The sequence below is a fragment of the Rhizobium sp. YIM 134829 genome, assembly GCF_046546455.1.
Map to the genome: position 1 here is coordinate 117958 of NZ_JBKHKI010000002.1, position 13417 is coordinate 131374.

Genomic DNA, 13417 nt, shown 5'->3' on the forward strand with positions numbered 1-13417 from the left:
GCGAAAAAGCGCTCAGTCAAGGCTGGCCTTGAGCCGATCGAGCAGCGCCGTGCGGTCTTCACGGAAATTGCCGGCCAACCAATGGGCCTCCAGCATGGCGAGCTTGGCGCCGACCTGCGGGCCCGAGGGCACCCCGGCGAGAACCACATCGGCCCCAGTCAAGGGAAAGCGCGGCTTGGTCCAGACTTTGGCCCGCGTCAGCAGCCGCTGCAGATGCGCGAGCTTTTCCAGCCCGTCCGCCTCCCCCTCAGCGCGGGGCAGGAGATTGGCGATCGAGAGCTGCAGCCGCGCCATGACCCCGACTGCCCCTTCCACATAGAGCTGCCGGTCGAGCGCCGTTTCCGCCAGCCGGTCGGCAATCGGCTTGGAGGCGGCCCAGGCTTGAAAGAAAGCGGCCTCCGCCTTGGAAAGCCGCAGACGCTTGGCCATAGCCGCCAGCCGTTCCGGATCGGGCGGGACGATCGCCGCTAGCCGCAGCAGCGGGTCGGGGTTCCAGCCATAGGCGCGCTCGGCAGCGATCAGGCCCGGAATGGTGTCGATCCCCCATTTCTCGCTCTCGGGCAGCACGGCGGTCAGCACGCCCGCCTGGCGCATCCAGAGCAGGGCCCGGGTCGGATCCTCCGCCGACAGCAATTTTCGAAGTTCCGACCAGATCCGCTCTGCCGACAGTGTCGAAAGCTTGTCCTTGGCGCGCGCTGAGGCGCGCAGCCCGTCGGCATCTGGCCGCCCCTCGCCGTACCAGGCGAAGAAGCGGAAGAAGCGCAGGATGCGCAGGTAATCCTCCGCCACCCGCTCGGAGGCCTCGCCGATGAAGCGCACCACATGCCGCTCCAGATCCTTCATGCCATCGACAAGGTCGATCACGGTTCCCTCGGCATCGGCATAGAGCGCGTTGATGGTCAGGTCGCGCCGCTGCGCATCGACCTGCCAGTCCGTGCCGAAGGCGACCTCGGCATGGCGGCCGTTGGTGGAGACATCGCGGCGGAGCGTGGTGACCTCGAAGGGCTCGCCCTCAATCACCAGGGTCACCGTGCCATGGGCGATCCCGGTCGGCACGGTCTTGATGCCAACGGCCTCGGCGCGTGCGACCACCTCCTCCGGGCGCAGCGTGGTGGCAAGATCCACCTCCGTCACGTCGCGGCCCATCAGCGCATTGCGTACCGCGCCGCCGACGACGCGCACCTCGCCGCCCTCGGCATTCAGCAGCGCGAAGATGCGCCGGAGCGCCGGGGCTTCGAACCAGGGCTGGCCGGAGACGGAGGGGGTCATGCATAGAGCCTTTCATAGAGCATGCGGACGATGCCGGCGGTGATGCCCCAGATGCGCCGGCCTTCATAGGGCATGGCATAATAATGCCGCTCCGCCCCCTTCCACACGCCGCTGCCGCGGCCATGATTGGCCGGGTTCATCAGGAAAGAAAGCGGGACCTCGAAGACCTCCGCCACCTCGTCCGGGTTGAGGGTCAGGGCGAAGCCGGGACGCACGATGCCGAGCACCGGCGTGATACGGAAGCCCGAGAGCGCCATGTAATGCGGCAGGCGGCCGACGGTGCTGACCAGATCGGGCCGAAGGCCGATCTCCTCCTCGGCCTCGCGCAGCGCCGCGCGTTCGGGCGTCTCGTCGCCGGGATCCATGGCACCGCCCGGAAAGGCGATCTGGCCGGAATGTTTGCGCAGCGTCGTGGTGCGTTGGGTGAAGATGACGCGGGCATCCGGCCCCTCGTCGATGACAGGCACCAGCACGGCCGCATCGCGCAGGGCCAGGCGCTCCAGATCATCGGCCATGGTGGGGTTGAGCAGGAAGTCGCCATGCTCGCGCCAGGCCTGCGCGCTCGTGCCGCCGGACTGGCTGGCGGCGCGGCGGGCGAAGTCGGCGGCGGTAAAGGCCGGCCCGCGCCATTCCGGCGATGCACTGGTGCTCATACGCGCTTGGCCTCGAGGTCGCGCGCTATCCGCACGGGAAAGACCGCACCGCCGGAACGGAGCGCGATCACGGCCTCGCCGTCGATCTCGACCTCCTCGAACCAGTCGGCCAGCTCATAAAGCACCGGGCGAGAGATCAGCGCTTCCAGCCGGCCGCGCACCAGGAGATAGGGCTTCAGCTGGGCCTGCTCTCCCGCCTCGACGAAGCGCAGCGGATGGTCGGCGCCAGCTTCCACCACATCGCCGACATTGGTGCGAAAGGTCAGCACCGGCTCACCTTCTCTCCACGTTCGGGTCACCTCGACGGCCAAAAACGGAGCATCTGCGACCCGAATGCCGACTTTCTCGGCGGGCGTGACGAGATAGGTGCGGCCATCGGCATCGCGCCGGAGCACGGTGGAGAAGAGCCGCACCAGCGGCTGCCGGTCGATCGGCGTGCCGAGATAGATCCAGCGACCATCCGCCTTGATCTCCATGTCGAGATCGCCGCAGAAGGGCGGATCCCAGCGTTCGACCGGTGGCAGCGTCCGCGCCGACCCATCGGAGCGATGGCCGACATCGCCGGCTGCCCGGGCGATCAGCGCCGCCAGGCCCGTTGCGTCGCCCGGCTGCGAGGCCGAGCTCGTGGGTCCGTTTTCCGATCCTGCCATTGTTCCGTCCCGATTGGCCCTGATCTTGCGTAAGGAAAACAGGCGAAAGCCATGCTGTGATTCTCACGAGATAGTGCGCCTGCCGCGTCTTGTCAGCCAGAGAGCACCGGCTAGTTTGAAATACGTGCCCTGCCTGCGCCAAGCCCGCGATTCGCTTGCTGGCGCAGAGCCGGCCAAGCTCGAGGGAGACAGACCATGGGCATCGTCAATTCCACCGAGAGCCCGCTCGACGAGAAGGCGATCGTCGCCGCCGCCGAACGGGCTTTGTCCGAGATTGCGCTTGTGCGGGCCGAGGTCGGCAAGGTGATCTTCGGCCAGGAAAGCGTCGTCGAACGTACTCTGCTCGCGGTGCTGTCCGGCGGCCATGCGCTGCTGGTCGGCGTGCCGGGCCTCGCCAAGACCAAGCTGGTCACAACGCTTGGCACGGTTCTGGGGCTCGATTCGAGCCGCATCCAGTTCACCCCGGACCTCATGCCGTCCGACATTCTCGGCACCGAGGTGATGGACCAGGACGAGAACGGCCGCCGCTCCTTCCGCTTCGTCCACGGGCCGATCTTCACCCAGCTCCTGATGGCGGACGAGATCAACCGCGCGAGCCCGCGCACCCAGTCGGCTTTGCTGCAGGCCATGCAGGAATATCACGTGACCGTCGCCGGCCAGCGCAACAACCTGCCGCAGCCTTTCCACGTGCTTGCCACCCAGAACCCGCTGGAGCAGGAAGGCACCTATCCCCTGCCCGAGGCCCAGCTCGACCGCTTCCTGATGCAGGTGGATGTCGATTATCCCGAGCTCGCCGCCGAGCGCCGCATCCTTCTCGAGACCACCGGTCTCAACGAGAGCGAGGCGCGCGCGGTGATCGATGCGGCCAAGCTGCAGGAGATCCAGCACCTGATCCGGCTGATGCCGGTGAGCGAAACCGTCGTGGAGGCCATTCTGGCGCTGGTCCGCTCGGCCCGCCCCGGCCATGGCAATGCCGCGACCGACAAGAACGTCGCCTGGGGCCCCGGCCCCCGCGCCGGCCAGGCGATGATGCTCTGCGCCCGCGCTCGGGCGCTCTATGACGGGCGGTTGGCGCCCTCGATCGACGATGTCGTGGCGCTGGCCGAACCGGTGCTGCAGCATCGCATGGCACTGACCTTCGCCGCCCGCGCCGAAGGCATGTCGGTGCGCGATGTCATTGCCGGGCTCGTCAAGAGCCTGAGGGCCTGATCCGGATGGCGTCGATCGGCCAGACCGTCGAGCCGACCCCCTCCGGTGATGTCCTCGCCCGGGCGCAGGCCCGCGCGCTGCTGATCCCCGACTGCATGGTCGAGGCGCGGCGCATTGCCAATACCGTGATCTCCGGCTGGCACGGCCGCCGCCGGCGTGGCATGGGCGAGAATTTCTGGCAGTTTCGCCCCTATTCCGATGGCGAGAGCCTGTCGCGCATCGACTGGCGCCGCTCGGCGCGCGACGACCACACCTATGTGCGCGACCGGGAATGGGAGGCGGCCCATACGATCTGGCTCTGGGCCGACCTCTCGCCCTCGATGATGTACAAGTCCCGCTTCGGCACCGTCTCGAAGGAGAGCCGGGCGCTGGTGCTGATGCTGGCGCTGGCCGAGATCCTCGCCCGCTCCGGCGAGCGGATCGGCTGCCCCGGCGTCATGGAGCCGGTCTCCTCCCGCAATGCCGCCGAACAGCTGGCGACCGCGCTGATCCACAGCCCCCTGCAGGGTGGCTTGCCGGAAACGCCTATGATCCGCGGCTGGAGCGATCTGGTGCTGATCGGCGACTTCCTCGATCCCGCCGAGCGCATCATGGGCCGGCTGGGGCCGCTCGCGCGGCGGGGGCTGCGCGGCCATGTGGTCGAGATCGCCGATCCGGCGGAAGAAAACTTCCCCTATGCCGGCCGCACCGAATTCACCGACCCAGAGACCGGGGAGAAGCTGACGGCGGGACGGGCCGAAATCCTGCGCGAGGCCTATCGCCAGGCCTATTTCGCCCGCCGCGACGGTCTTGGCGAAAGCCTGCGTCATATGGGCTGGATCTTTACGCCGCACCGCACCGACCATCTCGCCTCTGAGGCGCTGGTGGCCGTGCATATGTATCTCTCCGGCATGCCCGGCCGCGCGACGCATGGGGGGCAGTTGTGAGCTTTCTCGCCTTCGCCTTCGCCAACCCGCTGGTCCTCGCAGCCCTCGTGGCGCTTCCCGCCATCTGGTGGCTGCTCAGGCTGACACCGCCGAAGCCGGTGACGGAAGTTTTCCCGCCGCTCGCCATCCTCGCCGGGGTGCTGAAGCGCGAGGAAACGCCCTCGAAGAGCCCCTGGTGGCTCACTTTGCTGCGAATGCTGATGGCGGCTGCCATCATCCTCGCCATCGCCGATCCGGTCTTCAACCCGCGCACACGCACGCTTTCCGCGGATGGACCGCTGGCCCTGATGGTCGACAATGGCTGGGCGACGGCCGAGGACTGGGAGCGGCGCCGGCAGACGGCCGATGCGCTGATCGACGAGGCGGAGGCGCGCGACCTGCCCGTCTCCTTGGTCCTGACCGCCGATCGTCAGCAGGATGCAACACTCGGGACCGCAACGGCCGCCCGCGCCCGCCTTGCCGCCGCCCGGCCTCAGCCGCTGATACCGGACCGCACCCGCGCTGTGGATGTGCTGCGCACCGGGCTTAACGGGACCCGCCCCGGCACGCTCGCCTTCCTCTCCGATGGCATCGCCACAGGCGAGGACAGCGTCATGCGCGATCTCGCAGGGCTCGCCCCCGCCTCGCTGCGCCTGATCGAGGGCGATGGCGGCGAGGCCGTGGCGCTGACCGGCGCGGTCAACGAGGCCGATGCCATGCGCGTCAGCGCGAGCCGGCTGGATGCGACGCTGCCGCGCGCACTGGCGGTGACCGCCTATGACGCGCGCGGCCGGGCAATTGCCAATGGCACGATCGCCTTCGGCCCCGGCGAGAAGGTGGCGAGCGGGCTGTTGCCGGCGCCCTTCGAGCTGCGCAATGATTTCGCCCGGATCGGCATCGACGGCCTTTCGACCGCCGGCAGCACCTATCTGCTCGACGATGGTTTCCGACGCCGGCGCGTGGCGCTGCTCTCCGGCGAGGCGCGCGACCAGTCGCAGCCGTTGCTGTCGCCGCTCTACTACATCAACCGGGCACTCGCCCCCTTTGCAGACCTGATCCAGCCGAACGAGGCGGATCTGGCAGTCGCCATCCCGCAGCTTCTCGAACAGAAGCCCTCCATGCTGATCATGGCCGATATCGGCCGCCTGCCGGAAGAGACCTATCCGGCGGTGACCCAATGGCTGCAGAATGGCGGCACGCTGATCCGCTTCGCAGGTCCGCGCCTTGCCGCCGCGCCGGCCGACGATCCGCTGGTGCCGGTGCGCCTGCGCCAGGGCGAGCGGGCGCTCGGCGGCGCGCTCTCCTGGTCCGAGCCGCAGCCGCTCGCCGATTATCCGCCCGCGAGCCCCTTTGCCGGCATGCCGCGGCCGGAGGGCATTACCGTCAACCGCCAGGTGCTGGCAGAGCCGACGGCCGATCTTTCCGAGCGCACCTGGGCGAGCCTTGCCGACGGCACGCCGCTCGTCACCACCCGTACGCTCGGCGCCGGGCGGATCGTGCTCTTCCATGTGAGCGGCGAGGCGACCTGGTCCAATCTGCCGATTTCAGGCGATTTCGTCGAAATGCTGCGGCGGACGGTGCAACTGTCCCGCAGCGGTGGTGTCGAAGGCGGCGCCGGAGCTGGGGCCTCGGCCCCGCTGCCACCCTATCGGCTGATGAATGCCGACGGCGTGCTGACGGCCGAGACCGCCGGCGCCCGGCCGCTGGAGCTCGGCCCCGGCGCCGTGCCGCCGGCCAGCCCCGACCATCCTCCGGGGCTCTACGGCTCGGAAGAAGGCTTCACCGCCGTCAATCTGATGGCAAAGGATGCGACCCTGAACGCGATCAATCGTACGGATCTGAGCATGGCCTATGAAAGCGAGCGCCTGATCGGTGCGGAGGCGCTCAGCCTGCGGCCGGCGCTCTTCACGCTCGCCATGCTGCTGCTGCTTCTCGATACGCTGGTGGTCCTGTTCATGGCCGGCGCCTTCTCGCGCCTGCGTGCCGGCCGCGCGGCGGCGACGGTGCTGATCGCCCTCATCGGCCTCTCGGCCCTTGCCCCTGACACCGTCCGGGCGGATGATTCCCGGCCGGGCGACGAGGCGATCCTCGACAAGCTGGACAATACCCATCTCGCCTATGTGGTGACCGGCGAGAGCGAGGTGGACCGGATCTCCGAGCGCGGGCTGGTGGGGCTGACTGAATTCCTCACCTACCGCACGACGCTGGAGCCCGGCGCGCCGGTCGGCCTCGACCTCACCAAGGACGAGCTTTCCTTCTATTCGATCATCTACTGGCCGATCTCGGCCAGCGCGCCCATGCCGAGCCCGGCCGCGATCAACCGCATCGATGCCTATATGCGCGCTGGCGGCACCGTGCTGTTCGACACGCGCGACCAGATGTCGGCTCTGGGCGGCGGTGGCGCCAGCCCCAATACCGAGCGGCTGCAGGCGATCCTTGCCGATCTCGACATACCCGCGCTGGAGCCCGTTCCGACCGACAATGTGCTGACCAAGTCCTTCTACCTGCTGACGAGCTTTCCCGGCCGCTATGCCGGCAGCCCGCTCTGGATCGAGGCACAGCCGCAGGCGAGCGCCGAGGAGCCGAGCCGCCCTGCCCGTTCGGGCGATGGCGTGACGCCGATCATGATCACCGGCAATGACTTCGCCGGCGCCTGGGCGGTCGATGGCAACGGGGCACCGCTCCTGCCGACCGTGCCGCCGGACGAGATACAGCGCGAATATGCCTACCGCGCCGGCGTGAACATCATGATGTACATGCTGACCGGCAACTACAAGGCCGACCAGGTGCACATCCCTGCCCTGCTCGAGCGGCTGGGCCAGTGACGACCCGGCATCCACGCCTGGCCCGCGAAGCGAGACGAACAGCATGACGATCGATTTCTCTCCGCTGATCCCCCTCTATGCCCTTGCGGTCCTGGCAGGCGTGGCGCTTCTGCTTGCCGGGCTTTCGCTCTGGCGCGGCACGCGCGGCGCGGTGCTGCGCACCCTGGCGCTCGCTGCGCTCTGCCTGGCACTGGCCAATCCCGTTCTGAACCAGGAAGAGCGCGAGCCGCTCTCCACCATCGTCGCCGTCGTCGTCGATCGCAGCCAGAGCCAGGACGCCGCCGGCCGGCGCGAGGCGACGGACCGCGCGCTGGCGACGCTGAAGGATCGCTTCGCCCGCTTCCCGGCCATCGAGCCGCGCATCGTCGAGGCCGCCGATGGCGCGGACACCGAGACCCCCTCGACCCGGCTTTTCGCAGCCCTGTCCACCGCGCTCTCCGACGTGCCGCCCGGCCGCGTCGGCGGCGCGATCTTCATCACCGACGGCCAGATCCACGACGTGCCCGACGTCAACCGCCCGCTTGGCTTCGATGCGCCGGTCCATGGCCTGATCACCGGCCAGCCGAACGAGTTCGATCGCCGCATCGAGATCGTCAGCGGGCCGCGTTTCGGCATTGTCGGCGAGGAACAGGCCGTTACCTTCCGCGTCATCAATGACGGGCCGGTGCCGGCCGGACCGGCGGAGGTCCGCATCAGCCTGAACGGCAACGAGATCGCCACCGAACAGGCGGAGCCCGGCACCGATCTGCCCTTCCGCTTCACCGTGCCGCGCGGCGGCAACAATATCCTCGAATTCGCCGTGGCACCGACACCGGGCGAGGTGACGGAGGCGAACAACCGCGCCGTCCATGTGCTGGACGGCATCCGCGAGAACCTGCGCGTGCTCCTCGTCTCCGGCGAGCCGCATTCCGGCGAGCGGGCCTGGCGCAATCTCCTGAAGTCCGACGCCTCCGTCGATCTCGTGCATTTCACCATTCTGCGGCCGCCGGAAAAGCAGGACGGAACGCCGATCAACGAGCTGTCGCTGATCGCCTTCCCGACCCGCGAACTCTTCGTCGAGAAGATCAAGGAATTTGACCTGATCATCTTCGACCGCTACCAACACCGGGGCGTGCTGCCGATCATCTATTACGACAACATCGCGCAATATGTCGAAAACGGCGGCGCACTGCTGATCGCCGCCGGGCCGGAACATGCGGGGCCGGATTCGATCGCCTCGACCCCGCTCTCTGCCGTGCTGCCGGCGAGCCCGACGGGGACGATGGACGACAAAGCCTTCTATCCGCGCCTGACGGACGAGGGAAAGAAACATCCGGTCACCCGCGGGCTGACCGGCGCCGACAGCGAGCCGCCGCATTGGGGCCGCTGGTTCCGCACCGTCGATGTCGACCGGCCGCAGGGCCAGACCGTGATGCAGGCTGCCGACGGCAAGCCGCTGCTCGTGTTGAATCGGGTCGGCGAAGGCCGCGTCGCCATGCTGCTCTCCGACCAGGGCTGGCTTTGGTCGCGCGGCTTCGAGGGCGGCGGACCCAGCGTCTCGCTCTATCGCCGCACCGCGCATTGGCTGATGCAGGAGCCGGCCTTGGAGGAAGAGGCGCTGACCGCGCGGGCCTCCGGCCGCACCCTTGAAATCTCGCGCCAGACTCTGAAGGGCGATCCAGGCCCGGCCCGCCTCACCCTGCCCTCCGGCGAGACACAGCAGGTGACGATGACGGAGGCGGAACCGGGCTTGTGGCGCGCTTCGCTGCGCACCGGCGAAACCGGCCTGTTCGAGGTGGCGAATGGCGATCTGACGACGCTTGTCCATGTCGGAACTGTGGACGCACCGGAGTTCAAGGCGACAATCTCCACCGAGGAGACGCTGCGGCCGCTTGCCGAGAAGACCAAGGGCCTCGTCCATCGCGTGGCGGCAGCCGGCGGCATCGACGTGCCGGCGCTGCTCCCCGTGCGCGGACCGGTGCGCGTCGCCGATGACGACCGCCTGTCGCTGCGCATGACCGACGAGACGGTGCTGAAGGGCGTCAATTCGCTCTCCCTCTTCACCGGCCTCCTCGGCCTCGCCGCCCTGCTCCTGATCCTCTCCGCCACCTGGGCGCGGGAGGGGCGGTGACCAGGCGCCCGATCGTCTGCTTTGATGTCGTTAAAATGCAAACCGCCTTTTTCCGCGCCAGAGCTTGCCCTTTTCCGCGTCATCTTGTAGAGAAGCGGCCATGACGAAGTCTGGCGCAAAAGTTTTGGCAACGATGTCCCGCGGTCGCGAAGCCGCTCGGGCCCGTTCGCGCGCCTTTACCACGCTTCTTCTTCTCGGCCTTACGCGCGGTTGCCGGGTTCTTTAAGGAGCGCCCGGCGGCCGAAAAGCCTGCCGGCACCAGCTCCTTGACCTTCCCGACCTGACCCTTGAACCTTCCCCGCGAGCACGATAAGCCGACGCCCGAGATGGCATCGATCGGCGCGAGCCAGCGGGCCTCGAAGACGAAGAGAAGCGCGATGATCCTGAAATCCCACACCGTCAAGCACGGCATGCCGCAGGCCGCCGAAAAATATCAGCCCTATCCGCAGATCGACCTGCCGAACCGGACCTGGCCGTCCAAGACCATCGCCAAGCCGCCCGTCTGGTGCTCGGTCGATCTTCGCGACGGCAACCAGTCGCTGGTCGATCCGATGGGGCATGACCGCAAGGCCCGCATGTTCCAGCTGCTGCTCGACATGGGCTTCAAGGAAATCGAGATCGGCTTCCCTTCGGCCTCGCAGACCGATTTCGACTTTGCCCGCTGGTGCGTGGAGGAAGGAAACGTCTCGGCCGATGTCTCCCTGCAGGTGCTGGTCCAGTGCCGGCCGGAGCTGATCACCCGTACGTTCGAGGCGCTGGAAGGCGCCAAGCGGCCGATCGTCCACTTCTATAATTCGACCAGCGAGCTGCAGCGCCGCGTCGTCTTCGGCAAGGACGTGGCCGGCATCAAGCAGATTGCCACCGATGCCGCCAAGATGATCACCGACATGGCTGCCAAGGCCGGCGGCGACTTCCGCTTCGAATATTCGCCGGAAAGCTTCACCGGCACAGAACTCGAGGTGGCGCTGGAAATCTGCAATGCGGTGAGCGAGATCATCCGCCCCACGGCCGAGAACAAGCTGATCCTCAACCTGCCCTCGACGGTGGAGATGGCGACGCCGAACATCTATGCCGACCAGATCGAATGGATGTGCCGCAATCTCGACAACCGCGAGAACCTGATCATCTCGCTGCATCCGCACAATGACCGCGGCACCGGCATCGCCGCCACCGAGCTCGGCCTGATGGCGGGCGCGGATCGCGTTGAAGGCACGCTGTTCGGCAATGGCGAGCGCACCGGCAATGTCGATGTCGTCACCCTGGCGCTGAACATGTTCACGCAAGGTGTCGATCCCGGCCTCGACTGCTCGGATATCGAGCGGATCAAGGATGTCTACGAATATTCCAATCAGATGGCGGTTCCGGAGCGCCACCCTTATGTCGGCGAGCTGGTCTATACGGCCTTCTCCGGCTCGCATCAGGATGCGATCAACAAGGGGATGAAGGCGATCAAGGTCGCCAACAAGCCGCTTTGGGAAGTGCCCTATCTGCCGATCGACCCGCGCGATGTCGGCCGCTCTTATGAGGCGATCATCCGCATCAATTCGCAATCCGGCAAGGGCGGCATCGCCTATATTTTGCAGGAGGATTACGGCATCAACCTGCCGCGCGCGCTGCAGGTGGAGTTCCGCGAGGACATCCAGCGGATCACCGACGAGGGGGGCAAGGAAGTACCGTCGAAGGCGATCTACCAGCGTTTTCTCGAGCGCTACATCGAGCAGCCGGGCGCGCGTCTGCGCTATGTCGACCACACGACCCTGCCGCTCGGCGAGCATCGCGGCGCGCGCATCGTCACGGCCGAGATCATCGACGGGGGCGAGCCGAAGACGATCGAGGGGCGCGGCACGGGCCCGATCGACGGCTTCATCAACGCGCTCTCGCTCCATCTCGGGGTCGAGATGTCGGTCGCCGATTATTCGGAGCACTCGCTCCAGCACGGCTCCAATGCTGCGGCGATCGCCTATGTCGAGGTCGAGCATGAAGGCGGCAAGCTGTTCGGCGCCGGCATCAACACCAATATCGTGACCGCCTCGCTGGAGGCGATCGTTTCGGCCGCCAACCGCGTGCTAGAGCAGCGGGGCGTCTGAGAAGCGGGAGGAAGGTCGGCGGCGCAAGGCCGTCGACCGAGGCAGGCAAGCTGGCGAAGACGCTGCTTCAGCTGATGATGAAGTCGTCGGCCGTCAGCGTGGGATGATGATCGAAGGTCGCAACCAGCTGCTTGCCATGCTTGCCGTTGCCGTCATCATCATAATAGAGCTTGCCGGACTTGCTGTCATAGATGAAGCGGTCGTCGGCATCGAGCGCCTTCTTGCCGGTTACGAATTGATCGGCGGAAAGCTTGCCGGTGTCCAGCTCGAAGATCGTATGATCAAAATCGATCTTGTCGACACCCGAAACGAAATCGGTGATGCGGTCGCTGTCCTTGGCGGCGAAGGAATGAAAGATGAAGCTATCCTTGCCCGCTCCACCGGTCAGGATGTCGTGACCCTGTCCGCCGCCGATGCGATCATTGCCATCATCGCCATTGAGAACATCGTTGCCTTTGTGACCGGAGATCCGGTCATTGCCGCCGCCACCGGAAATCGTGTCGGCCTTCCCGGTCCCCTCCAGCTTGTTGCCCTTGTCATCTCCGGTACGCGTGGCCATGATCACCCCTCCTCTAAGGTAGCAAATGCTTACCATAACGCAGGATGGCATTCCAGATGTCGGCCGGTTGACCTGTCAGAAAGCGACATGACACCTGCGGACGGCGCACAGCTGGCTCGTTTTGGCCAGGATGGAGGAACGGCTGTGGCTTGAAGAGGCGCTTGGGACAGCGCACCGACGGAAAACGACAATAGGGTGGGGAGGATGCGGATGCCGCCCCTCCCCGGCTCTGTCTCAGTCCTTGGCCGGCGCCTCGGCCTTGTCGGCGGAGGCGGCGTTGAGCTGGCCGTATTTCTCGGCGCCGATCGAGTTGAACAGCTGCAGCTGGGTTTCGAGGAAATCGATATGGCTCTCCTCGTCGGCCAGCAGCTCCTCGAACAGCTTCATGGTGACATAGTCGCCAATGTCGTGACAGATCTCGCGCGAGAGCTTGTAGGAGGTGCGGGCATCATACTCGCCGGCGAGATCGGCCTCCAGAACTTCCTTAACGTTCTGGCCGATGCGCAGCGGGCCGACGGTTTGCAAGTTGGGGTGGCCATCCAGGAAGATGATGCGGGCGATGATGCGGTCCGCATGATGCATTTCCTCAATCGATTCGGCCCGCTCCTTATGAGCCAGTAAATTATAACCCCAATCTTCCAAAAGACGGTAATGGAGCCAATACTGATTGACGGCCCCAAGCTCCAGATACAGAGCTTCGTTAAGCCGCTCGATGACTTTGATGTCGCCTTTCAAGTTCCGCTCTCCTGCTTTCCTCATGGAATTTTTTGATGCGGCTAATATAGGCGACGATCTCGTCTTCCGTCGAGTGATTCGCAGCGTGATATCGCTCGGTCGTGCGAATGATGATGTCGACGACATTGGGGAAGCAGCCACAGCAGCGGCCGCGCTTCTGCATGGCGTGATAGACCTTGGCCGGCACGATCAGCTGCCAACAGTCTTCATCCAGAAGCGAGGTGATCGTGTCCTCGATCTCCTTTTCGGAGATGAAATTGCAACTGCAAACCAGCATGGCCGTCGAGCCCGGTATGGATGGTGGGTTGGGCGCAGTTAAACTAAAGAGGACATTCTTTGTCAAGAAAAATGGAGGGCAGCAACAGGGCATGTCCCGCCTCTCGCAAGTCTGCCGCAAGGCCGGCATTCGGCGGAC

12 protein-coding genes are annotated in these 13417 nt (G+C 66.2%); 5 read left to right on the forward strand and 7 right to left on the reverse strand.

Annotation, left to right across the window (positions count from 1 at the left end; genetic code table 11):
• Positions 1-12: 12 nt before the first annotated feature.
• From ACLE20_RS05465 to ACLE20_RS05475, 3 genes are read right to left on the reverse strand one after another with little or no spacing between them, the layout of a single operon-like run.
• A complete protein-coding gene (locus tag ACLE20_RS05465; RefSeq protein WP_410939256.1) occupies positions 13-1269 on the reverse strand; it encodes a CCA tRNA nucleotidyltransferase in 1257 nt (418 codons plus the stop codon).
• Positions 1266-1922 (reverse strand): CoA pyrophosphatase, encoded by a 657-nt coding sequence (locus ACLE20_RS05470; RefSeq protein ID WP_410939257.1) that lies wholly within the window; start codon positions 1920-1922, stop codon positions 1266-1268. The genes ACLE20_RS05465 and ACLE20_RS05470 overlap by 4 nt, the downstream gene beginning before the upstream one ends.
• The gene (locus ACLE20_RS05475) at positions 1919-2572 is read right to left on the reverse strand and encodes a DUF1285 domain-containing protein (RefSeq protein WP_410939258.1); all 654 of its coding nucleotides are present in this window, start codon (positions 2570-2572) and stop codon (positions 1919-1921) included. The genes ACLE20_RS05470 and ACLE20_RS05475 overlap by 4 nt, the downstream gene beginning before the upstream one ends.
• Positions 2573-2767: 195 nt before the next feature.
• Here ACLE20_RS05475 and ACLE20_RS05480 point away from each other — a divergent pair, with 195 nt between their 5' ends.
• From ACLE20_RS05480 to ACLE20_RS05495, 4 genes are read left to right on the forward strand one after another with little or no spacing between them, the layout of a single operon-like run.
• A complete protein-coding gene (locus ACLE20_RS05480) occupies positions 2768-3781 on the forward strand; it encodes an AAA family ATPase (RefSeq protein WP_410939259.1) in 1014 nt (337 codons plus the stop codon).
• 5 nt (positions 3782-3786) lie between these two features.
• On the forward strand, positions 3787-4707 hold the full coding sequence (locus ACLE20_RS05485) for a DUF58 domain-containing protein (protein ID WP_410939260.1): 921 nt from the start codon (positions 3787-3789) through the stop codon (positions 4705-4707).
• Positions 4704-7511, forward strand: coding sequence for a DUF4159 domain-containing protein (locus tag ACLE20_RS05490; RefSeq protein WP_410939261.1), 2808 nt, complete (start codon positions 4704-4706; stop codon positions 7509-7511). Before ACLE20_RS05485 ends, ACLE20_RS05490 begins: the two co-directional genes overlap by 4 nt.
• 43 nt (positions 7512-7554) lie before the next feature.
• On the forward strand, positions 7555-9621 hold the full coding sequence (locus ACLE20_RS05495) for a hypothetical protein (protein WP_410939262.1): 2067 nt from the start codon (positions 7555-7557) through the stop codon (positions 9619-9621).
• Positions 9622-9700: 79 nt separating this feature from the next.
• Here the strand turns inward: ACLE20_RS05495 and ACLE20_RS05500 are convergent, their stop codons facing one another.
• The gene (locus ACLE20_RS05500) at positions 9701-10024 is read right to left on the reverse strand and encodes a hypothetical protein (RefSeq protein ID WP_410939263.1); all 324 of its coding nucleotides are present in this window, start codon (positions 10022-10024) and stop codon (positions 9701-9703) included.
• Between ACLE20_RS05500 and leuA the strand changes: the two genes are divergently transcribed.
• Positions 9999-11708, forward strand: coding sequence for a 2-isopropylmalate synthase (gene leuA / locus ACLE20_RS05505; protein ID WP_410939264.1), 1710 nt, complete (start codon positions 9999-10001; stop codon positions 11706-11708). The genes ACLE20_RS05500 and leuA overlap by 26 nt on opposite strands.
• A 67-nt stretch (positions 11709-11775) precedes the next feature.
• Here leuA and ACLE20_RS05510 read toward each other — a convergent pair whose 3' ends face one another.
• The 3 genes from ACLE20_RS05510 to ACLE20_RS05520 all read right to left on the reverse strand — a co-directional run bounded on the left by ACLE20_RS05510 (position 11776) and on the right by ACLE20_RS05520 (position 13372).
• Positions 11776-12267, reverse strand: coding sequence for a M10 family metallopeptidase C-terminal domain-containing protein (locus ACLE20_RS05510; RefSeq protein ID WP_410939265.1), 492 nt, complete (start codon positions 12265-12267; stop codon positions 11776-11778).
• Positions 12268-12501: 234 nt separating this feature from the next.
• Positions 12502-13002: a bacterioferritin gene (bfr, locus tag ACLE20_RS05515; protein ID WP_410939266.1), complete on the reverse strand. Its 501-nt coding sequence runs from the start codon at positions 13000-13002 to the stop codon at positions 12502-12504.
• A complete protein-coding gene (locus ACLE20_RS05520) occupies positions 12968-13372 on the reverse strand; it encodes a (2Fe-2S)-binding protein (RefSeq protein WP_410939504.1) in 405 nt (134 codons plus the stop codon). Before ACLE20_RS05520 ends, bfr begins: the two co-directional genes overlap by 35 nt.
• Between the last annotated feature and the right edge of the window lie 45 nt (positions 13373-13417).